General features: G+C 40.3%; 21 protein-coding genes. 17 read left to right on the top strand and 4 right to left on the bottom strand.

The annotated features are described in order from the left end of the window. Positions 1-21: 21 nt before the first annotated feature. The 14 genes from EL215_RS02405 to pdxH all read left to right on the top strand — a co-directional run bounded on the left by EL215_RS02405 (position 22) and on the right by pdxH (position 13,951). Positions 22-546: a DUF1523 family protein gene (locus tag EL215_RS02405; RefSeq protein WP_049356902.1), complete on the top strand. Its 525-nt coding sequence runs from the start codon at positions 22-24 to the stop codon at positions 544-546. Positions 547-646: 100 nt separating this feature from the next. Beyond that, complete coding sequence (locus EL215_RS02400; protein ID WP_049356900.1) at positions 647-1,957, top strand: polyamine export protein PaeA; 1,311 nt, start codon at positions 647-649, stop codon at positions 1,955-1,957. 81 nt (positions 1,958-2,038) lie between these two features. Further along, positions 2,039-2,569, top strand: coding sequence for an HI_0449 family lipoprotein (locus EL215_RS02395; protein ID WP_049356898.1), 531 nt, complete (start codon positions 2,039-2,041; stop codon positions 2,567-2,569). Positions 2,570-2,644: 75 nt separating this feature from the next. Next, positions 2,645-4,165: a fused PTS fructose transporter subunit IIA/HPr protein gene (fruB, locus tag EL215_RS02390; RefSeq protein ID WP_126469946.1), complete on the top strand. Its 1,521-nt coding sequence runs from the start codon at positions 2,645-2,647 to the stop codon at positions 4,163-4,165. Between the two features lie 3 nt (positions 4,166-4,168). Next, complete coding sequence (gene fruK / locus EL215_RS02385) at positions 4,169-5,110, top strand: 1-phosphofructokinase (RefSeq protein WP_126469944.1); 942 nt, start codon at positions 4,169-4,171, stop codon at positions 5,108-5,110. Between the two features lie 4 nt (positions 5,111-5,114). Next, the gene (locus tag EL215_RS02380) at positions 5,115-6,791 is read left to right on the top strand and encodes a fructose-specific PTS transporter subunit EIIC (protein WP_126469942.1); all 1,677 of its coding nucleotides are present in this window, start codon (positions 5,115-5,117) and stop codon (positions 6,789-6,791) included. Between the two features lie 85 nt (positions 6,792-6,876). Then, positions 6,877-7,134: an FAD assembly factor SdhE gene (locus tag EL215_RS02375; RefSeq protein WP_049366673.1), complete on the top strand. Its 258-nt coding sequence runs from the start codon at positions 6,877-6,879 to the stop codon at positions 7,132-7,134. Between the two features lie 117 nt (positions 7,135-7,251). After that, entirely contained in the window at positions 7,252-7,827 is a 576-nt protein-coding gene (gene rpoE / locus EL215_RS02370; RefSeq protein ID WP_014064431.1) for an RNA polymerase sigma factor RpoE, read from the top strand. Positions 7,828-7,848: 21 nt separating this feature from the next. Then, positions 7,849-8,430 carry a sigma-E factor negative regulatory protein gene (locus tag EL215_RS02365; protein ID WP_126469940.1) on the top strand — a complete coding sequence of 194 codons (582 nt, stop codon included), beginning with the start codon at positions 7,849-7,851 and terminating at the stop codon, positions 8,428-8,430. A gap of 64 nt (positions 8,431-8,494) precedes the next feature. After that, on the top strand, positions 8,495-9,439 hold the full coding sequence (rseB, locus tag EL215_RS02360; protein WP_126469939.1) for a sigma-E factor regulatory protein RseB: 945 nt from the start codon (positions 8,495-8,497) through the stop codon (positions 9,437-9,439). 135 nt (positions 9,440-9,574) lie between these two features. Beyond that, a complete protein-coding gene (gene mobB, locus EL215_RS02355) occupies positions 9,575-10,084 on the top strand; it encodes a molybdopterin-guanine dinucleotide biosynthesis protein MobB (protein ID WP_126469937.1) in 510 nt (169 codons plus the stop codon). Continuing rightward, a complete protein-coding gene (locus tag EL215_RS02350; protein ID WP_126469935.1) occupies positions 10,063-11,472 on the top strand; it encodes an MDR family MFS transporter in 1,410 nt (469 codons plus the stop codon). Before mobB ends, EL215_RS02350 begins: the two co-directional genes overlap by 22 nt. Before the next feature lie 133 nt (positions 11,473-11,605). Further along, entirely contained in the window at positions 11,606-13,252 is a 1,647-nt protein-coding gene (locus EL215_RS02345) for an ABC transporter substrate-binding protein (RefSeq protein WP_126469933.1), read from the top strand. Between the two features lie 66 nt (positions 13,253-13,318). Beyond that, a complete protein-coding gene (pdxH, locus tag EL215_RS02340) occupies positions 13,319-13,951 on the top strand; it encodes a pyridoxamine 5'-phosphate oxidase (protein ID WP_126469931.1) in 633 nt (210 codons plus the stop codon). A 76-nt stretch (positions 13,952-14,027) separates the two neighbouring features. Here the strand turns inward: pdxH and EL215_RS02335 are convergent, their stop codons facing one another. Genes EL215_RS02335 through EL215_RS02325 form a run of 3 tightly spaced genes read right to left on the bottom strand, consistent with a single transcriptional unit; the run spans position 14,028 to position 16,918 of the window. Next, positions 14,028-15,134 carry a Gfo/Idh/MocA family protein gene (locus EL215_RS02335; protein ID WP_126469929.1) on the bottom strand — a complete coding sequence of 369 codons (1,107 nt, stop codon included), beginning with the start codon at positions 15,132-15,134 and terminating at the stop codon, positions 14,028-14,030. Between the two features lie 10 nt (positions 15,135-15,144). Next, positions 15,145-16,218, bottom strand: coding sequence for a Gfo/Idh/MocA family protein (locus tag EL215_RS02330; RefSeq protein ID WP_126471983.1), 1,074 nt, complete (start codon positions 16,216-16,218; stop codon positions 15,145-15,147). Further along, positions 16,208-16,918: a FadR/GntR family transcriptional regulator gene (locus tag EL215_RS02325; protein ID WP_049373731.1), complete on the bottom strand. Its 711-nt coding sequence runs from the start codon at positions 16,916-16,918 to the stop codon at positions 16,208-16,210. Before EL215_RS02325 ends, EL215_RS02330 begins: the two co-directional genes overlap by 11 nt. A gap of 174 nt (positions 16,919-17,092) precedes the next feature. On the opposite strand from EL215_RS02325, the gene EL215_RS02320 reads away from it, so the two are divergent. Both EL215_RS02320 and EL215_RS02315 read left to right on the top strand, forming a co-directional pair. Continuing rightward, the gene (locus tag EL215_RS02320; protein ID WP_126469927.1) at positions 17,093-18,319 is read left to right on the top strand and encodes an MFS transporter; all 1,227 of its coding nucleotides are present in this window, start codon (positions 17,093-17,095) and stop codon (positions 18,317-18,319) included. 155 nt (positions 18,320-18,474) lie between these two features. Beyond that, a complete protein-coding gene (locus EL215_RS02315; RefSeq protein WP_126469925.1) occupies positions 18,475-19,860 on the top strand; it encodes an SLC13 family permease in 1,386 nt (461 codons plus the stop codon). A 70-nt stretch (positions 19,861-19,930) separates the two neighbouring features. On the opposite strand, the gene EL215_RS02310 is transcribed toward EL215_RS02315, so the two are convergent. After that, a complete protein-coding gene (locus EL215_RS02310; RefSeq protein WP_005699194.1) occupies positions 19,931-20,152 on the bottom strand; it encodes a SlyX family protein in 222 nt (73 codons plus the stop codon). Between the two features lie 94 nt (positions 20,153-20,246). Between EL215_RS02310 and fkpA the strand changes: the two genes are divergently transcribed. Further along, complete coding sequence (fkpA, locus tag EL215_RS02305) at positions 20,247-20,969, top strand: FKBP-type peptidyl-prolyl cis-trans isomerase (protein ID WP_126469923.1); 723 nt, start codon at positions 20,247-20,249, stop codon at positions 20,967-20,969. Positions 20,970-20,972 lie beyond the last annotated feature (3 nt).

Genomic DNA, 20,972 nt, shown 5'->3' with positions numbered 1-20,972 from the left:
CATTATAAATCAGGGAGTCTTATGCGGAAATTTTTAAAGTATTTTTTATTTTTAGTCGTGTTTAGTTTTCATGGTGTGATGTTTGCGGTAGTAAACTATGTTTTTCCCCACTATGATGTCACTCGAGTCACGGGGGTTGAGGTCAAACGTGTCGATAAAGATGGTCCGATTACTAAGGTAAATCCAGCGGATGGCCCAACTCGTGATGTGTATTTTATTAATACACAAAATGATGATGGCAAAATCATGGTGTATCGTAATGAAGATACTCGTTGGGGTTTCCCATTCTATTTTAAATTTGGTTCTGCCAACTTGCAGGCTCAAGTACAAGCTTTGGGTAATGAAAACAAATTGGTACAAATCAAGTATTACGGTTGGCGTATGACGATGTTTGATGAATATCGCAATGCGGTTTCGGTGAAAGAAATTAGTGGAGATATCACACCAAGCTATCCAATTTTATCTTGGGTATTCTATGCTTTCTTATTAGTTACCCTTTTCCTTTCCGTACAATTTGTGCGTGGCTGGTTTGACAGCGAAAACTAGCCCTATCAATTATCAGGGCGCAGGTTGCGCCCTAAATACATTTCGAATCAAAAACAGGTGGTATATTGACCACTTTTTTTAAATCAATAAAGAGAATATTATGAGTTTATCCGCCGCGATTTTTATTTTAATCGTGTTAATTATTATTAGTGCAATTATGTCATCGGCAGAGATTTCTCTTGCAGGGGCAAGACGCATTAAATTACAAACTTTAGCAAATGAAGGCAATATTAATGCTGCAAAGGTTTTACAGCTACAAGAGCATCCAGGCCGTTTTATTACGGTAGTGCAAATTGGGTTAAATATGGTCGCTGTACTTGGTGGTGTAATTGGTGAGGCGACGATCAGTCTTCATTTACAAAACTTTTTGTATGAATATACCAAGGCAGAGTGGGTTGAGCCGGCTTCATCGTGGATTGCCTTTTTTATTGTCACCACGACATTTATTTTATTAGCTGATTTAATTCCGAAGCGCCTTGCGCTAATTAACCCTGAAACTGTGGCGCTTCGGACTGTGGGCATTATGCAAGCCTTTATTTTTTTCTTAAAACCTATCGTATGGTTTTTTGACGGTATTTCTAATGTCTTATTTCGTTTTATGAGAGTTTCCACTACGCGTGAAGATAATATGACATCCGAAGATATTGTCGCGATAGTGGAAGCCGGTGCAGAAGCAGGCGTGTTAAAAACACAAGAGCATTATTTAATTGAAAATATCTTTGAGATGCAAGAGCGAACCGTATCTTCAACCATGACGACCCGTGAAAATATTGTGTTTTTAGACCGCACTTTTACTCGTCAAGAAGTCTTGAACACTTTATCAGCAGATTCTCATTCTAAATTAGTGATCTGTGATAATGGTTTGGACAAAATTTTAGGTTATGTAGAATCACATACTTTGTTGACGCTCTATCTTCAACAGGAAGTCGTGGATTTAACTGATAATCGTTTATTACGAAAAGCGTTATTCATTCCGGATACGCTGTCATTATATGAGGTATTGGAGTTATTTAAATCTACAGGTGAAGACTTTGCGATTATCGTCAATGAGTATGCGCTTGTCGTAGGTTTAATTACCTTAAACGATGTGATGAGCATTGTAATGGGCGAATTGGTTTCTAACGAAGAAGAACAAATTGTGAGCAGAGATGAAAACTCTTGGTTAATTGATGGCGCAACACCGCTTGAAGATGTGATGAGAGTATTGGATATTGAATCTTTCCCTGATGAAGAAAATTATGAAACTATCAGTGGATTTATGATGTATATGTTACGTAAAATCCCGAAAAAAACCGATTTTGTCGTATACGATAAATATAAATTTGAAGTCATCGATACTGAGAATTTTAAAATTGATCAAATTTTAGTTTCTATTATCAAAGATAATGGCATGACTAAAGAATCTGTGTAGTGCTAGGTGCTACCTTGCGTAACCCCTCATTCTAAGTATAATTAACGGCAGTTTTAACCGCCTATAAATAAGGAAAATTTAATGTTTAAAAAAATCTCGGTATTCTTTGTGATAGTAATGCTAGCAGGTTGTTCTTCGATTTCAGATATGGCCTCTTATATTCCATTTATGGGCAAAGACAAGAAGGTTATTGATTTAGATAAAGATAAAATTGACCAAAAATCTTATGCAGCTTCTTATGAAGCGACTGTAGCAACGTATAAAGGTCGTGTAACAAAACATTTCTTTGTCGATAATTTTGCTAGTGGTGCAAATGATTGGTATCTCGGTCGTATCGTTGTGCCAATTAAACAAATTCAAGAGAAACTTTATACGGGTGGGCATGATTCTGATGTGTATGCTTACTATAGCGGTGTGCTACATGCAGAGGCATTGCAAGCTAATTTCAGTCGTTTAAGTGCAAATTGTTGGCAAAAAGTGGATTCACTGAGTGTGACACAAGGAATTTACGATGCAATGCGAGATTTGCAAAATGGCAAAGTGCGAGGCGAGAATGACGCCTACATTTCTCAAGGTAGCGAAATGTTACTTAAAGCCTGTACCAGTCAATAATTTATTTGAGCTGCTGATGAGTGATCTCATCAGCAGTTTTTCTTTTTTGAAAATTATCAATGTGAAGGAGCAAGAATGTTAGAACTTTCGGAAAGCAACATTCATTTAAATGCTACGGCAACAAATAAGCAGCAAGCTATTGAAATGGCTGCAAGTGCATTAGAGCAAGCTGGCAATGTTGAACAAGGCTATTTGCAAGGTATGCTTGGACGAGAACAACAAACGTCTACTTTTTTAGGTAATGGGATTGCGATTCCACATGGTACTTTAGAAACCCGTTCGATGGTGACAAAAACCGGTGTGCAAGTTTTTCAATTTCCACAAGGTATTGAGTGGGGAGAAGGTAATATTGCTTATGTTGTGATTGGTATTGCAGCCCGTTCTGATGAGCATCTTGCTCTACTTCGTCAATTAACACATGTTTTAGGCGATGAGGACACTGCAGCACAGTTAGCGACATTAACAGATGTTGAAAAATTTCGTGCCATTTTATTAGGTGAAAGCGATTCTTTTAGCATGACTGAAGAAACATTCAGTCTAGATATTGAAACTAAAAGTTTGCTCACCCTTACCGCCATCAATGCAGGTAAATTACAACAGCAAAGTGCGGTTGAAAATAGCTTTGTTTCTGAAGTGGTCTCCAATTCTGCTCTGCCACTAGGTAAAGGTTTATGGGTTACAGATGCTGTATCAGGTAATGTGAAAAATGCCTTGGCATTCAGTCGTGCGAAAACCATTTTTAATCATAATGGTAAAGCGGTGAAAGGTGTGTTGACGATTTCGGCGGTTAACGATCAAATCAATGAGACATTAGCGCGTTTATTGGATGATGAAGTCCAAAATATTTTATTAAGTGGTAATACGCAGCAAATTTTGACCGCACTTAATGGTGGTAAAGTGCCAGTTGTAGCAGCTGCTCAATCTGAAGGTCAAATCGCTATAGGTGCAGTGATTGGCACCTTTACTGTTCGTAATGAACATGGCTTGCACGCCCGCCCAAGTGCGGTGCTCGTCAATGAAGTGAAAAAATTCATCTCCAAGATTACGGTACAAAACCTTACTCGAGAAACTGCACCAGTTAGTGCAAAAAGTTTAATGAAAATCGTGGCATTGGGTGTGACTCAAGGTCATCGCTTACGTTTTATTGCGGAAGGTGATGATGCGAAACAAGCTATTGAAGCCCTAGGTAAGATCATTGCGAGTGGACTTGGCGAAAGCGTATCTGCCGTACCGCCGGCTGAACCGGATACCATTGAAGTAAGCAGCGAGCATGTACCACAAATCCACGAAGAAAACACGGGCTTACCAGCCGATGCCATTGAAGCGGTATTTATGATTCGTAATGAACACGGTTTACACGCTCGTCCAAGTGCCGTGCTGGTTAATGAAGTGAAAAAATATAATGCGTCTGTTGCGGTACAAAACTTAGATCGTGACACCCAATTAGTCAGCGCAAAAAGTTTGATGAAAATTGTGGCATTAGGCGTCGTGAAAGGTCATCGCCTACGTTTCGTAGCCAGCGGTGAAGAAGCTCAGCAAGCGATTGACGGTATTGGTGCAGTCATTGAAAACGGTTTAGGTGAAGGTCGGGGGTAAGTGATGGCAAAAGTAGCAACAATTACCTTAAACGCCGCTTATGATTTAGTTGGGCGTTTGCCTCGAATTGAAATCGGCGAAGTGAACACCGTTGAAACTCTCGGTATTTTCCCAGCAGGCAAAGGCATCAATGTCGCTAAGGTATTAAAAGATTTGGGCGTAGAGGTGGCCGTTGGTGGCTTCTTAGGGGAAGATAACGTCGGTGATTTTGAAACCTTATTTAAAAAACAGGGATTGGAAGACAAATTTCATCGTGTAGCAGGCAAAACCCGTATTAATGTAAAAATTACGGAAACCGAAGCGGATGTAACAGATCTAAATTTTTTAGGTTATCAAATCACCCCAGAAGCTTGGCAGCAATTTACAGCAGATTCATTAGCGTATTGCCAAAACGTTGATATTGTTGCGGTATGTGGCAGTTTACCGCGTGGTGTCACTCCTGAATTGTTCGCAGATTGGCTTAATCAGTTGCATCAAGCTGGTGTGAAAGTCGTATTAGATAGCAGTAATGCCGCGCTCACAGCTGGTTTGAAAGCGTATCCTTGGTTGGTGAAACCGAATCATCGCGAATTGGAAGCGTGGATTGGGCATCCGTTAAATTCTCTTGATGAAATTATTGTGGCAGCAAAAAAACTTAAAGCAGAAGGCATTGCTAATGTGATTATTTCGATGGGGGTAAACGGTTCTTTATGGCTGAGTGATCAGGCTGTGATTCAAGCTCAACCACCTAAATGTGAAAATGTGGTGAGCACCGTAGGCGCAGGCGATTCTATGGTGGCAGGCTTAATTTACGGTATTGAAAAAGGCCTGTCTCAAGCGGAAACCTTAGCGTTTGCAAGTGCTGTTTCCGCCTTTGCCGTTTCACAAAGCAATGTGGGCGTGAGCGATATCGCCTTGCTTGAGCCAATTCTGGCGAATGTCAAAATTTCTGTGATTGAAGGATAATGTAATGAATTTGTTTTTAACTCAATCTCCGCAAATGGGTGCGGCAAAAGCCTATTTACTTCGCCAAGCATTGAGCGTTGCAGCGAAAAAAGCCGATCATACTCTGGTTGAACAAGCCAAAGAGGCGGATTTAGCGATTGTTTTCGGATCTAGCTTGCCAAACTCTGCTGATCTTGTGGGCAAAAAAGTCTTTTTAGCTAATGAAAACGCGCTGATTGCTTCACCTGAAGGAACGCTGACGAATGCACTCAATCAAGCAGTGGACTATGTTCAACCGGCTCAAAGTGCGGTTGGATTTGGCGGCGTTTCTGGCGTCAAAAATATTGTTGCGGTTACAGCTTGCCCAACGGGTGTGGCACACACCTTTATGTCTGCTGAAGCCATTGAAACCTATGCAAAAAAACAAGGTTGGCAGGTCAAAGTGGAAACCCGTGGCCAAGTGGGCGCAGGTAATGAAATTACCCCTGAAGAAGTTGCTGCAGCAGATTTAGTCTTTGTTGCGGCCGATATTGATGTGCCGTTAGATAAATTCCAAGGTAAACCGATGTATCGTACATCAACGGGTTTGGCTTTAAAGAAAACGGCACAGGAATTCGATAAGGCATTTAAAGAAGCGAAAATTTACGAAGGTGGCACAGCAAAATCTTCTGCAAAATCTGAAGAAAGTGGTGAGAAAAAAGGTGTCTATAAACATTTGATGACAGGTGTATCGCACATGTTGCCATTGGTGGTTGCCGGTGGCCTATTAATTGCGATTTCCTTCATGTTTGGTATCGAAGCCTTCAAAGATGAAACAATTTTTCATGGTATTCCAAAAGCCTTAATGGATATTGGCGGTGGCGCAGCATTCCACTTGATGATTGCGGTATTTGCCGGCTATGTGGCCTTTTCTATCGCAGACCGTCCGGGGCTTGCAGTAGGTCTTATTGGCGGTATGTTAGCCACCACGGCGGGCGCCGGGATTTTAGGTGGGATTATTGCCGGTTTCTTAGCGGGTTATGTGGTGAAAGGATTAAATGCAACCATTAAATTGCCGGCAAGTTTAACTTCCTTAAAACCGATTCTAATTCTCCCGCTCTTTGGTACCTTGATTGTTGGCCTTGCCATGATTTATGTGATTAACCCACCGGTTTCACAAATTATGATGACCTTAAGCGATTGGTTAAAATCCATGGGCGAGGTTAATGCGATGGTATTGGGTGCGATTATCGGTGTCATGATGTGTATTGATATGGGCGGTCCAGTAAACAAAGCAGCTTATACGTTCTCCGTGGGAATGTTAGCCTCTCAAGTTCATACTCCAATGGCTGCCGCTATGGCTGCCGGTATGGTGCCGCCAATTGGTATGGCGATTGCAACTTGGATTGCTCGCAGTAAATTTACCAGTAATCAACGTGATGCAGGTAAGGCTTCTTTTGTCTTAGGCTTATGCTTTATCTCTGAAGGGGCATTGCCGTTTGTGGCTGCCGATCCATTGCGTGTGATTATTAGCTCGGTTATCGGTGGAGCAACTGCTGGTGCGATTTCAATGGCATTAAATATTTCTCTGCAAGCACCACATGGTGGTTTATTTGTGATTCCGTTTGTTTCTGAGCCATTACTCTACTTAGGTGCAATCGCAACGGGAGCATTATTAACCGGTGTGGTTTACGCGGTGATTAAACCAAAGGCGACAGAATAGCCAATTCTTAGATTAAAAAAGTGCGGTAATTTTTAACCGCACTTTTCATTTATCAGGTATAATTACAATGATTTAGGGAGAAATTATGGATAAATACAATAAACTCCGCATTGAATGGGATTGTCGTCGAGGTATGCTTGAGCTGGATAAAATCATCATGCCTTTTTATAAAGCGCATTTTGACCAACTGACTGACGACAAAAAAGATATTTTTATTCGTTTACTTGCCGCCACGGATTTACAACTTTTTTCGTGGTTTTTTAATGGCAGTCAATCAGACGATGCCGAAGTGCAAGCGATGGTTGAATATATCCAAGATATGCAGAAAACGAATGTCCGTTAATTTTTTTGAAATTTTTTATACATAAGGAACTTTTCAATTTTAACTCTGTCTGATAAAGCAACAATAGCTTGCTGTCTTGAATATATGAAGGCGTGTTAGACGTAGCATAGGAGATATATGGCTGAACAGCTAACAGATCAGGCTTTGGTAGAAAGAGTGCAGCAAGGCGATAAAAAAGCCTTTAATTTATTGGTTTCTCGTTATCAAAATAAAGTGGCCGGACTTTTAACCCGCTACATTTCTCATAACGACATTCCAGATGTTGTACAAGAATCCTTTATTAAGGCCTATCGTTCCATTGAATCCTTTCGGGGCGATAGTGCATTCTACACTTGGCTATATCGAATTGCCGTTAATACGGCAAAGAATTACTTAACGGCACAGGGGCGCCGTCCACCGAGCGAAGATATTTTGGCTGAAGATGCCGAAAGCTACGATGTGGGAACCCATCTACGTGATGTAGATACCCCTGAAAATGAAATGTTATCTAGCGAATTAGAAAAAGTGGTGTTTGATACTATTCACAGTTTGCCAGAAGATTTAAGAACTGCGATTACCTTGCGTGAGCTTGAAGGGTTAAGTTACGAAGAAATCGCAGAAATAATGGATTGTCCAGTAGGCACTGTACGTTCTCGCATTTTCCGTGCTCGGGAAGTGATTGAGAACAAAATACAACCGCTTATGCAACGTTAAAATAAAGTCGGAGTTTATAAAATGCAAAAAGAGTTACTTTCAGCCTATATGGATGGAGAAGAAGTCAGTGCCGAGTTGACGGAACAACTCTGTCAGGATAAAGATTCACAAGAATCTTGGGCGGCATATCACGCAGTAAGATCAGTTATGCGTAAAGAGTCACCAGTATTATTAGGTGCTGATTTTACCGCGAAAATGGCTGACTTAATTGAATTAGAAGAAGTAAAACACGTTGAGATTACTGTTTCTCAACCAACACCAGAAGAAGCTGACAGTTTACCATTCGTGCAAAAATTAAAAGCATTCTTTGCACCAATGACACAAATTGCCGTGGCTGCAGGTGTGTGTTTAGTGGCAGTAGTAGGTGTGCAATCATTCAATGCAAAAAGCACCTCGGTTACACCTGAAAACCCAGTTTTACAAACCTTACCATTTAACAATTCTGTTCAAGAAGTAAGTTACAACGCTCCGACCAAAGATGTAGCGACTTCGGAACAGGTTGAGCAAAAAAATCGCCGTATTGGTACGATGTTGCAAAACTATGAATTACAGCGTCGTATGCATGCAGATAGCTTAAATGTAGGTAGTAATCAAGCTAAATAGTTGTTGCAATGAATTGAATTCACCACCTTAGGCGTGGTGAATTTTTTTATAGATAGGTTTATTTATGAAGAAAATGTCTTCTCAATTGACGACTCTTTTGGGCTTATGCTTATTGCCTTTTGCGGTATTAGCTGAAGATTCTCTTCAGGCATTAAATAAGATGTCACAAGCGATGAGCGATTTAAATTATGAAGTTGCTTTTGTACAAACATCGCCAACCAATATGGATTCGTTTCGTTATCGTCATATTAAACAAGAGCAGAAAGTTTATGCTCAGCTAGTCACTCTCGATGGAGAACAGCAAGAAATTATCCAACGGGATAATTTAGTTAGCTATTTTCAACCAGGCTCTCAAGCGTTTACGATTAATAGTGGATATATTGTTGATGCTCTTCCTGCCGTTATTCGTACTGATTTTAATAAGCTCAATCAGTATTATGATTTTATTAAAATGGGTAAAGGGCGAGTGGCTGGACGCATTGTCGATACAATTCGTATTGTGCCTAAAGATGATTTTCGCTATCAATATCTTGTTTTTTTAGATGAAGATAATGGGTTATTATTACGTGCAGATATGTTGGATAGAGAAGGAAATTTACTAGATCAATTTCGTGTTGTCACCTTGTATATTGATAACCGTTTACGTGGTTTAACCGATTATCTTAATAAAGTTTCCATTCCTCCGTTTTTATATGAAAGTAAGCAGGAATCATCCTTTAGAATCAATTGGAAACCTGATTGGTTACCACAAGGATTTGAGTTGGTGAGTCAGAATCAAGATTCTATAAATGAAGAAGTGATTGAAAATGCGTTATTTAGTGATGGGCTTTTCACTTTTACATTATATGTTAATAAAGCAGATCGTATTGCCGCAAAAGAAAATACGTGGAGACAGGGCGCTTACACGATTTATAGTAAAGTAATAGGCGATAAAGAAATTACGTTTATTGGTCAGCTTCCAATCGCTACGGCTAAGCAAATTGTACAAGGCGTGACATTCCTAAAATAATTCAGTAGACGTGAGAAAGTTGCTATTTTGTTTTCCCTTGCTATACTTTCTTCACCTAATGGATTTTAATAGCTAAACCCCGTCCTGCGGGGTTTTGTTTTATCAAGTGCGGTCATTTTTCTTAAGGTTTTTACAATGAATAATCCCCTTCCTCTTCTTGGCATCACAGGTTATAGCGGTAGTGGCAAAACCACATTGCTGGAAAAATTGCTTCCTCAATTAATTAAAAAAGGCTTACGTGTTTCAGTGATTAAACACAGTCATCACAACGCCCATGTGGATAAAGAAGGAAAAGACAGTTGGCGAATGAAAGAGGCGGGTTCTGCACAAGTTATTATGGCTTGTGATACTCGTTGGGCATTAATGACAGAAACGCCTCAAGAACCGGTTTCATTAGCTTATTTAAGCCAACAATTTGATCGTCATTTAACAGATTTAGTTTTGGTGGAAGGATTTAAAGAAGAACCTATTCAAAAGATTCTGTTGCATCGACAAGAGATGACAAAACCTTTGCCAGAATTAGATGAAAACGTGTTGGCTTTAGCAACGGATTATTCGCTTGAAACTGACCGCACTTTATTAGATATTAATCACATTGAACAGATCGCCGAGTTTATTTATCAATGGTGGAAAAAGACACAGTAATAGAGCGTCAGCATTATAAAGGGCTGGCTTGGGTGGCCTCCATGGCTTTGTTTATGCAAAGCTTGGATGCGACTATTTTAAATACTGCCTTACCAACTATTGCAACAGATCTTCAAACCCCTGTCTTTGAAATGCAAATGGCGATTATCGCCTATTCTCTTGCCGTTGCCTTATTTATTCCTTTAACGGCTTGGGCTGCGGCTAAATTCGGTACGCTCACTGTTTTCCGTTCTGCTGTTTTTACCTTTGTATTCGGCTCGGTAGCTTGTGCGATGTCAAACTCTCTCGAGACTCTTGTGCTCGCACGAATTATCCAAGGTATTGGTGGGGCATTTATGATGCCTGTTGCCCGTCTTGCGATTATTCAAACGGTACCGAAAAATCAATTAATTAATGCCTGGAATTTAATGGCAACAGCAGGACTCATCGGCCCGATTCTTGGCCCAATTTTAGGTGGTTGGCTTGTGGAGCATACGTCATGGCATTGGATTTTCTTAATCAATATTCCTATTGGCATGTTAGGCTTCTGGGCGGCGGCTAAAGTGATGGGAAATTATAAAGGAAATGCAAGTAAATTAGACTGGACGGGCTTTTTACTCTTTGCGTTTGGTTTAGTGGGTTTAACGCTCGGACTTGATTTACTGGGTGAAAGTCATAGTGATCGAATAACTACATACAGTGCATTAGCGATTGGCATGGCATTATTGGTAGCTTATTATTTTTATGCGAAGGGTAATGAGCATGCCATTTTGCCGTTATCTCTTTTCAATACAAGAACATTCCGATTAGGCATTGCGGCCAATATTTTTATTCGTCTTTCTGGATCGGCTGTGCCGTTCTTATTGCCATTAATGTTCCAACTTTCCTTTGGCTATTCAGCTGAAGTGTCGGGCTGGTTGCTTGCACCTATTGCGTTAATGTCCGTTGTATTTAAACGCTTTATTGGGCGTATTTTAAATAGGCTAGGCTATAAAACCACATTAATTTTATCATCATTTCTAATGGCAGGCTCAACGGTTTCTATGTCATGGCTTGATTCCTCATCATCAACAATGTGGATTATATGTAATTTGATGTGGTACGGTGCCTGTATGTCGATGATTTTTACCTCAATTAATACACTTACTGTTGGCGATCTATCACAGGAGCAAGGCGGTGTAGGTTCAACAGTACTGAGTATTGTACAACAAGTCGGTATCGGCTTTGGTATCGCGGTGGCATCCATTATTTTAACGTTATATCGTCAATTTATTGGTAACGAAGGTGAAGCACTACAACATGCTTTCAGTTACACGTTTCTGACTACTTCTGTTTTTGCGATCGCATTAGTTTGGATATTGAGCTATTTGCACAAAACAGACGGGGATCATTTGCGAAAAAAAAGCTGATCTTGAATACCTTAGTCTAATTGGTTATAAGAAAGATCTTTTTCTTATTTCGTAAAAGTTTGATTTGCTTATATCTTAAGTAAGATTTTATATTCATGTTTGGGTATCTGACCCAATTAAAGAAGGACAACTAATGAAATTAAAAGCGACCTTAACTCTTATTGCAGCGAGTTTGTTTTTAGCGGCTTGTGATCAATCTGGTTCTGCTGCAAAAGAAAGTACGAAAGCAGAAACAGCAAAACCTTCGGGCAATAACACGTTTGTGTACTGTACGGCAAAAGCACCACTTGGCTTTAGCCCGGCATTGGTAATGGAAGGCACATCCTACAATGCGAGTTCACAACAAGTGTATAACCGTTTGGTTGAATTCAAAAAAGGTTCAACTGACCTTGAGCCAGCCTTGGCTGAAAGCTGGGAGATCAGTGACGATGGTTTGACTTATACGTTCCATTTACGTAAAGGGGTGAAATTCCATACGACAAAAGAATTTACGCCAACACGTGATTTTAATGCGGATGATGTGGTCTTTTCTTTCCAACGTCAGTTAGATCCTAACCACCCCTACCACAATGTATCAAAAGGGACTTATCCGTATTTCAAAGCGATGAAATTCCCAGATTTATTAAAATCAGTAGAGAAAGTGGATGATAACACCATTCGTATCACCTTGAATAAAAAAGATGCGACTTTCTTAGCAAGCTTGGGTATGGATTTTATCTCTATTTATTCCGCTGAATATGCAGATGCGATGCTGAAAGCAGGTAAACCAGAAACGATCGATAACAAACCGGTAGGTACAGGTCCGTTTATTTTTGTGGATTACAAAACTGACCAAGCGGCACAATATGTAGCAAATGAAACCTATTGGAAAGGTCGTACACCACTTGATCGCTTAGTCATCAGCATCGTGCCAGATGCCACTACGCGTTATGCGAAGTTACAAGCAGGTTCTTGTGATTTAATTCTCTTCCCGAACGTGGCAGATTTAGCCAAAATGAAAACTGATCCTAAAGTACAGCTTTTGGAGCAAAAAGGGCTGAACGTGGCATATATCGCATTCAATACGGAAAAAGCACCGTTTGATAACGTGAAAGTACGCCAAGCATTGAACTATGCTGTAGATAAAAAAGCAATTATTGAAGCGGTTTATCAAGGAGCAGGTATTACAGCGAAAAACCCATTACCGCCAACAATTTGGAGTTATAACGACGAAATTCAAGAGTATCCGTATAATCCAGAGAAAGCGAAACAGCTTTTAGCGGAAGCAGGTTATCCAAACGGTTTTGAAACGGACTTTTGGATTCAACCAGTGGTACGTGCGTCTAACCCAAATCCAAAACGTATGGCTGAACTTGTGATGGCAGACTGGGCGAAAGTGGGTGTAAAAGCAAATCCAGTCACATTTGAATGGGCAGACTATCAAAAACGTGCTAAAGCAGGTGAATTAACGGCAGGTATCTTCGGTTGGTCAGGTGATAACGGTGATCCGGATAACTTCCTTTCTCCATTACTTGCAAGTGCTAACGCCGGCAATTCAAACTTTGCTCGTTTCAAAAATGCAGAATTTGATGCCTTATTAGATAAAGCGATTGGCTTAACCAATAAAGATGAGCGCGCAGCGCTTTATAAACAAGCACAAGTGATTTTCCATGATCAAGCACCATGGATTCCAGTGGCGCATTCTGTTGGTTTCGCACCACTTAGTCCTCGCGTAAAAGGCTACGTACAAAGTCCATTCGGCTACGATGCGTTTTATGGCGTGAGTGTTGATGGTAAATAATTAACGGACTATACTAGCCCTTGCAGTTGCAAGGGCTTTTTGTTTTCAAGCAAAAGGAGAAAGAAAATGGACTTACATGATATTCGTGAAGATTATTGCAAACAGGCGCTTTCTCAGCATGATTGCGATCCCAATCCAATAAAACAATTTGAAAAATGGCTCAACGAGGCCATTACCGCCAAAGTAAATGAGCCAACAGGTGTTAATGTTGCGACAGTCAACGAAGACGGTCGACCAACAAGTCGAATGGTGCTGTTGAAAGAAGTGAACGAACAAGGCTTTGTATTTTTTACGAATTATCACAGCCGAAAAGGTCGCTCCATAGAGCATAATCCTTTCGTTGCCCTAACATTCTTTTGGCCTGAATTAGAACGTTCTGTTCGTATTGAGGGCAAAGCTGAAAAAATCTCGCCTGAACAATCAGATGAATATTTTGCAACGCGCCCTTACACCAGCCGAATTGGCGCTTGGGCCAGCGAGCAAAGTGCGGTCATTTCTAGTCACAAATCTTTATTAGCGAAAGCCGCATTGATTGCAGCAAAACACCCATTAAATGTCCCACGCCCACCACATTGGGGCGGTTATCTTGTGATTCCTGATCGCATTGAATTCTGGCAAGGTCGCCCAAGTCGTTTACATGACCGAATTTGTTATTTATACAATGAGGGGAAATGGGAAAGAGAGCGGTTATCGCCGTAAGTTTCTTAAAAACATTCCAAAAAAACAACCGCACTTTGATTTTTTAACCAAAGTGCGGTTTATTTTTACGTTATTTTTATTTACCGATGATTTCTGCTAAATCAACTTTGCGGTTTTCGTAACGAGAACGGGTACATGCATCGGCAGTAGCGATAGCAGCGCGGGCAGCCTCACCGGTGAGTAATTTTACAAATTCCTCAGTTGGTTCCATACCATGAAGAATGTCGTTTAAATAACGCATTTCTTTTTTCATGATAGAGCTCAACCAGAGCGGTGTGCGTTTGCCCGGTTTACCGTATTGAATTGCACCGTCCATTTCTGTGCTGTTGTAAATACGGGTACGGTCATCATCTTCTTCTTGGGTTTCGTGAATAAGGAAATAGGTGTCTTTTCCATCCACACGAAGGGTACCTTTGGTATTGTACATATCAAGTTTGATCGCACCTTTTTCCCCTTGAATTAATACATAATGCTCACCCCAACGGAAAGCGGAACCCCATTCTAGAACTGCGAAGCGATTATCATCATATTCCATGGTGACAAAAATCATATCGTCTTCATCACCAAAGTTTTCGCCTTTGTGTGCAACATTGGCGGCTGCCATGGTAACGGTTTTTGGCATACCACCCATAATGAATTGTACACAGTCTAATTCGTGAATATGGTGGTATAAGTGGCCGCCAGATTTTTCACGGATTTTTTTCCATGAAATGGTTGGTTGTTGTTCTTCCCAGCCATTACGTGCGGTGTGGCAATAAAGCACTTTACCGATCACGCCTTGGTTGATTAATTCTTTGGCATGGTGAACACCGTTAAAGAAGTTCATCACGTGACCAGCCATAAAGGTAACGCCATTTTCTTCGCAAGCACGTACCATGTCGTCACAGTCTTGATAACTTAAGGCGATTGGTTTTTCACAGAAAACATGTTTTTTGTTTTTCGCTGCAAGAATGACCGGTTCTTTGTGTAAGTAGTTAGGGGTGGCGACAATCACGCAATCCACATCAGGGGAAGTGACCAATTCTTCAAGAGATTTTGCCGCTAAGCATTGTAATTCTTGAGCAATGGTTTCACCATTTTCAGGGTCATATACTACGGTAATTTGTGCATCATCAAATTCATTCATGAAACGGGCTAAATCTGCACCAAAATAGCCAACGCCAACAACACCATATCGCATCATAATAAACTCCTTATTTTTTCACTGAGATTTGTTTTTCCGTTACCATGGATTGCTTCGCTGCTTCTGCAACTTCGATGGCTTCAGTTAAACATAGACTTAATGGGCTGGTTTTTCCTTGCGTTAAGTGCTCTACCACGCTTTGTACTTCGATTTCAGCCGCTCGGCTTAACCAAAGTTGGCAAGGTGCGTGGGTGACATTATATTGCTGAGTGCCTTTTGCACTTTCGCGTAAAGATAAATCAGCCTCAAATTCATCAAATAAATCAACGTGTTCTATTTTTCCATCTAGATAATTAAATGTGACACTTGAGGTAAAGAAATTGACTTCAATCACACCGTTTTCACCATGAATTTGAATGCCCCATTGGTGTAATCGATAAGCGGTACCCATTTCGAGCGAACCTAACACGCCATTTTCAAAACGTAGTAACAGTTGCAACACATCGCGGCTATCTGGTGTATCGAGATGCGCTTGATTAGCGGCTTGAGCAAAGACCGCCTCAATATCGCCTAATAACCAACAGAGTAAATCCAGTTCATGAATGAGGTGGAAAAGCTCACCACCCGTAAGATTGGCATCTAATTTCCACCACTCTTTATTTGGTAGGTTTTCAATCCAACGCTGACGCATGGCTCGTGCGACCGTAATTCTGCCTAATTTTCCTTGTTCTAAAGCCGCTTTGACTTTTAACATGCCAGGTAACGTACGTTCTAAATGGCCCACAAAAATGAATTTGCCTTTTTCTTTAGCAAGACGGCGTAAATGTTGCCCTTGAGAAGCGCTTAAGGTAAAAGGTGTTTCAATAAAGACATGACAACCGGCATTTAACGCTAAGATAGCTGGGGAATAATGAGCATAGTTTGGGGTGGCGATAACCACTAAATCCGCTTTAGTTTCTGCCAACATTTCTTCTACACTAAAAAAGGCTTGGCTACCGTATTGCTCTGCGAGTTTTTGTGCAAGAGAAGGGTTGATATCGGTCACTGCAATTAAGTTTGCTTGGGCTTTATCAAATGCTGAAGCCAATTGAACGCCAAAAAAGCCGCAGCCGATTAAGGCGATGTTTAATCCATTAGTTTGCATCATGCCCTCCTTGTTGTAAGCGTTGGCGAATACTTTGGAAATATTGCAAGATCGCGCGTTGCATGCGCACCAAATCATGCGCTTCTACGGCATCAATTAATTCACGGTGTTGCATGGCTAATTTTTCAGGAGAAAGTATTGGTGGTGGTAAGCCTTTTTCTACTTGCTGATAAATTTGCCAAAACGCATCTAAATATTGAATCAGTAATGGGTTATTTAATGGTTCATAAAGTTTTAAATGAATGTGGTATTCATCTTTAGGTGAAAATTTTTGCTCACGGGCATTTTTTTCCATATTGGCCACTGATTTTTGCAAAAGTGCGGTCTGTTCTTGGCTAATTTTTCCCAACACCATCGGGGCAAAACCGTATTCCAAAATTTCCCGAATATCCAAAATATTAATCAGCTGATTATGATCATTATGCAAATTCAGTTGGGTGTGAAAACTTAATCCGCGAATCATTGGCACAAGAGAGGATTCACTCACAAAGGTACCAACACCATGGCGAATGTCTAAAATGTGTAGCGCCTCTAAAGATTTAATGGCTTCACGCAAACTGGAACGACTCACACCAAGCTGTTCAATCAACTCATTTTCTGTTGGCATCAAATCGCCAGATTTAAGATTTTGTTTAATGATGAGCGATTTGATTTTATCCTGCAAAACGAGACTTGCTTCTTTTTTACTTGTTTTTTTCATTTCTGTTCTCATTTTCTAATCTATTTTCTGAATTTGTGATCCAGCTCTCATTCTCTTCGATTGACATAAGACATCATACGTCCTATCTTTATTTATGCAAGCAGAAATTAGCGGTAATTTTAAATTCTGTGATCTATACCACAAAATTCTCAAATACAAGGAAGGGAGGTTGTTATGGCAACATCATTACCATGGTATAAAGAAGTCAGTCCTACGCAAAAAAAAGCGTTATTTGCGGCTTGGTTAGGTTATGTTTTTGATGGCTTCGATTATATGCTTATCACTTATGTGCTTTTGGATATTCAAAAGGAATTCGCCATGAGCACAACGGAAACATCCACATTATTACTTGCAGCGTTCGTCGCTCGTCCATTAGGTGGGGCGATTTTTGGTAGTTTTGCCGATAAATATGGTCGTCGTTTGGCGATGATCGTTTCCATTATTACGTATTCCGTCGGCACATTCTTGTGCGGCTTATCCACCAGTTATATTTGGCTTTTCATCTTCCGTATGATTATCGGTATGGGGATGGCAGGTGAATATGCGTGTTCTTCCTCTTATGCCATTGAAAGCTGGCCACAACATTTACGTACAAAAGCCAGTGCGTTTTTAGTGAGTGGCTTTTCCATTGGTAATATTCTTGCCTCTCAAGTGATTCCTTGGGTATCTCAAACTTATGGTTGGCGTATGGCTTTCTTCATCGGTTTAGCACCGGTAGCCTTAGTTCTCTATGTTCGTCGTCATGCCCCTGAAAGTGAAGAATGGGCACAAGCGAAAGCAGCGGGTAAAGTGAATAAAGTTCCACTTACTGACCTGTTCACTAAAAAACAATTACCAATCACCTTAATTATTTTCTTAGTTTGCTATTCAATTTTCTCCGTAAACTGGCCGGTAGTGGGCTTGCTTCCACTTTACCTCAAAGAAAACGGCTATGCTGAAAATGTGAAATCACTGATGTTCTGGGCAGGCTTTGGTATCCTCATCGGTACTTTAATCGCAGGCTTTATCGGTGATAAATTGGGTGAGAAGAAAACCTTTGTATATAGCTTATTGTTATCACTTTTCTTCCTCTTCCCAGTATTCTATTTGCCAGAAAATAATGTATTAGCGCTTGGTGCGTTACTCTTCTTCTTACTTGCAACTAACTTAGGGATTGCCGGTTTAGTACCAAAATATATGGCGACTTTCTTCCCGGCTGAAATGCGAAGCACAGGTATTGGTTTCATCTATAACTTTGCCGCGATCGGTGGTGGGGTGTCTCCTGTGATTGCCGCCGCACTTAGTGAAAGAGTCGGACTTGGTTCAGCTCTTGTATATGTGACCTTATTCTGGACAATTGCCCTTGTTGCTCTCGTTGGATTAAGATTGCCAGAACGTATTCAAGCTCGTATGCAACAATAGAAAACGAAAGCAAAACAGACCGCACTTTTAGGTGCGGTTTGTTGTATATACAAAAATAGTTTGAAGCGTGTCACAAATTTGTTAAATATATGTTTCAATTTTTTCGGTTAAATGCTAATTAATAATCTCCCCTATCGTTTTATAGGAGATTGTATATGCAAACTCAACAAACCTTTCTCTCTAAATATAAAAGTCTCATTATTCTTGCCTTAGACTTTGTCTTCATGTTGGTGTTAATCAAAATACTGCCGTTTTCTGCTCAAGAGAATCGCGGGCTAGCCTTGCTGATTTTTATTGGTATTTTATGGTTAACGGAAGCCTTTAATATTACCGTGACATCCCTTATGGTGCCTGTCGTGGCCATAGGATTGGGCTTGATTAATACACAAAAAGCGCTCGCACCATTCTCTACCCCAATTATTTATATGTTCTTTGGGGGATTTGTGGTGGCTGCTGTGTTACAAATTCAGAACCTAGACAAGATTATTGCGAATTACATTATCCGTTTGGCCAAAGGAAACTTAAAACTTTCTATCACCTATCTATTCACTATAACCACATTCCTTTCCATGTGGATTAACAACACTGCTGTGGCGGCGATGATGTTACCGCTCACGATGGGGATGTTAAAAGGTATCAATGCAGAGAAAAACCATCGGTTGTATGCCTTTGTATTGTTAGGCATGGCATTTAGTGCCAGTATCGGTGGTATTGGTACATTAGTAGGAAGTGCGCCGAATGCGATTTTGGCATCTCAAATTCAAGTGACTTTCACGGAATGGCTAGGCTACGGTTTCCCGGTGATGGTATTGCTTGTGCCTTCAATGATTTTTTCTTTATGGATGATTTTACGTCCAGACTTTTCTGTGGATTTTAATCCATCACTTGAGAAAGTCAGTTTTAACCGAAAAAATATCATTACCTTACTGATCTTTATCGGTATGGCGATTATGTTACTTTTCAGTTCCCTCTTGAATCCGTGGATTAGTGCATTCCTTGAGTTACCGAAAAAAATCGAAAACTTTGATACGGTGATTGCATTATGCGTTGTGATCTTTATCTGTGTTTCAGGTGTCGCGAGTTGGAAAGAAATTCAAGAGCGTGTTGAATGGGGCGTGCTCGTTTTATTCGGTGGTGGTTTAACACTCAGTATTGTGATGAAAGATTCTGGTGCCAGTAAGATTATGGCGGATAGTATCGTTCAGTTTGTGCAAACCAAACCACTTTGGGTACTTTGCTTTGTGATGACGGCATTTATTATTTTCTTAACGGAATTTACGTCGAATACCGCCAGTGCAGCGTTGATTATGCCAATTGTGATTTCAGTGGCACAATCTATGAATTTACCGCCTATCGCTTTAGCCGCAATTATCGCTTGTGGGGCAAGTTGTGCATTTATGTTGCCAATCGCTACACCGCCTAATGCTATCGTGTTTGCAACAGGAAATGTGAAACAACTCGATATGGCGAAAGTCGGTTTGATTCTCAATCTATTCTGTATCGCCATCATCGGCAGTATGACTTATTTTGTTTGGTTGTAAATGTGGTTAAAACTGACCGCACTTTATTAGCCTATAAAAGTAAACCGCACGTTAAAGTGCGGTTTGTTGTTTAATAATGCGGAGGTGGTGTTTCTTCTGCTTGGCTGGCAATATTAGAAGGTTGCATGTCTTTTAATTTGCCGGCGAGATAGCGGAGTTGAAGTTGAATTTTATCCATATCAAATTGTTGTTGAACTAATGCTTGGTTGAGTTCGTCTAAAAGTTGTTCTTGAAAAGCAATTTTCATTTCAAGTTCGGCGATGCGATCTTCTAAAATTTGTTGATTTTGCATAAAATTTCTCTAATTTTTAAAAAAATGTTGTGAATTTGGTCAATCCGATTTAACCTATTCGCTATTCCGTTTCTATTATAAAGGATCAAGCAAAATGTTGAAAATTCAAAAGCTTTCTCTTGCTGCACTTATGGTAAGTGCGGTTGTTTCAGGTTCTGTTTTTGCAGAAGATAAAGCAGCGCCAAGCGCAAGTGATGCGTCTTATGCTGTAGGTGCATTAATGGGTAACCAAGTAAAAGATTTAGTGGAGGCTCAAAAAGAAGTCATTCAATACGACAATGCGCGTATTTTAGATGGCTTAAAAGATGCATTAGAAGGTAAAGTTGATATTCGTAAAGACGAAAAAATTCAACAAACCTTAGATGGTATTCAAGAGCAATTAGTGTCTGCAGCGAAAGCAAAAGTAGAACAACAAGCGAAAGCCGCAAAAGAAGAAGGCGATAAATACCGCGCTGAATTTGCGAAAAAAGATGGCGTAAAAAGCACTAAAGATGGCTTACTTTACAAAATTACTGAAGCAGGTAAAGGTGATGCGATTAAAGCAACAGATACTGTGAAAGTACATTACACCGGTAAATTACCAGATGGTAAAGTATTTGATAGCTCTGTTGAACGTGGTCAACCGGTTGAGTTTAAATTAAACCAAGTGATCAAAGGTTGGACTGAAGGTCTTCAGTTAGTGAAGAAAGGCGGTAAAATCGAATTAGTGATTCCACCTGAATTAGCTTATGGCAAACAAGGCGCAGGCGATTCAATTCCACCTGATGCAACACTTTACTTCGAAGTTGAAGTATTAGACGTTAATCCTAAAAAATAATCC

This window comes from Haemophilus parainfluenzae (assembly GCF_900638025.1).
In the GTDB taxonomy this organism is placed as follows: domain Bacteria; phylum Pseudomonadota; class Gammaproteobacteria; order Enterobacterales; family Pasteurellaceae; genus Haemophilus_D; species Haemophilus_D parainfluenzae_J.
Note: the sequence above shows the minus strand (reverse complement) of the source record. Positions and strands in the feature narration are given on the sequence as shown.

Excerpts from the sequence above, each read along its gene's own strand:
- EL215_RS02400 (WP_049356900.1), top strand. The coding sequence starts at position 647 with ATGAGTTTATCCGCCGCGATTTTTATTTTAATCGTGTTAATTATTATT.
- EL215_RS02335 (WP_126469929.1), bottom strand. The coding sequence starts at position 15,134 with ATGATGCGATATGGTGTTGTTGGCGTTGGCTATTTTGGTGCAGATTTA.
- EL215_RS02325 (WP_049373731.1), bottom strand. The coding sequence starts at position 16,918 with ATGAAAAAAACAAGTAAAAAAGAAGCAAGTCTCGTTTTGCAGGATAAA.
- EL215_RS02405 (WP_049356902.1), top strand. The coding sequence starts at position 22 with ATGCGGAAATTTTTAAAGTATTTTTTATTTTTAGTCGTGTTTAGTTTT.
- rseB (WP_126469939.1), top strand. The coding sequence starts at position 8,495 with ATGAAGAAAATGTCTTCTCAATTGACGACTCTTTTGGGCTTATGCTTA.
- EL215_RS02345 (WP_126469933.1), top strand. The coding sequence starts at position 11,606 with ATGAAATTAAAAGCGACCTTAACTCTTATTGCAGCGAGTTTGTTTTTA.
- EL215_RS02380 (WP_126469942.1), top strand. The coding sequence starts at position 5,115 with ATGAATTTGTTTTTAACTCAATCTCCGCAAATGGGTGCGGCAAAAGCC.
- EL215_RS02375 (WP_049366673.1), top strand. The coding sequence starts at position 6,877 with ATGGATAAATACAATAAACTCCGCATTGAATGGGATTGTCGTCGAGGT.
- fkpA (WP_126469923.1), top strand. The coding sequence starts at position 20,247 with ATGTTGAAAATTCAAAAGCTTTCTCTTGCTGCACTTATGGTAAGTGCG.
- EL215_RS02315 (WP_126469925.1), top strand. The coding sequence starts at position 18,475 with ATGCAAACTCAACAAACCTTTCTCTCTAAATATAAAAGTCTCATTATT.
- EL215_RS02365 (WP_126469940.1), top strand. The coding sequence starts at position 7,849 with ATGCAAAAAGAGTTACTTTCAGCCTATATGGATGGAGAAGAAGTCAGT.
- EL215_RS02350 (WP_126469935.1), top strand. The coding sequence starts at position 10,063 with ATGGTGGAAAAAGACACAGTAATAGAGCGTCAGCATTATAAAGGGCTG.
- fruB (WP_126469946.1), top strand. The coding sequence starts at position 2,645 with ATGTTAGAACTTTCGGAAAGCAACATTCATTTAAATGCTACGGCAACA.
- pdxH (WP_126469931.1), top strand. The coding sequence starts at position 13,319 with ATGGACTTACATGATATTCGTGAAGATTATTGCAAACAGGCGCTTTCT.
- EL215_RS02395 (WP_049356898.1), top strand. The coding sequence starts at position 2,039 with ATGTTTAAAAAAATCTCGGTATTCTTTGTGATAGTAATGCTAGCAGGT.
- EL215_RS02310 (WP_005699194.1), bottom strand. The coding sequence starts at position 20,152 with ATGCAAAATCAACAAATTTTAGAAGATCGCATCGCCGAACTTGAAATG.
- EL215_RS02320 (WP_126469927.1), top strand. The coding sequence starts at position 17,093 with ATGGCAACATCATTACCATGGTATAAAGAAGTCAGTCCTACGCAAAAA.
- fruK (WP_126469944.1), top strand. The coding sequence starts at position 4,169 with ATGGCAAAAGTAGCAACAATTACCTTAAACGCCGCTTATGATTTAGTT.
- mobB (WP_126469937.1), top strand. The coding sequence starts at position 9,575 with ATGAATAATCCCCTTCCTCTTCTTGGCATCACAGGTTATAGCGGTAGT.
- EL215_RS02330 (WP_126471983.1), bottom strand. The coding sequence starts at position 16,218 with ATGCAAACTAATGGATTAAACATCGCCTTAATCGGCTGCGGCTTTTTT.
- rpoE (WP_014064431.1), top strand. The coding sequence starts at position 7,252 with ATGGCTGAACAGCTAACAGATCAGGCTTTGGTAGAAAGAGTGCAGCAA.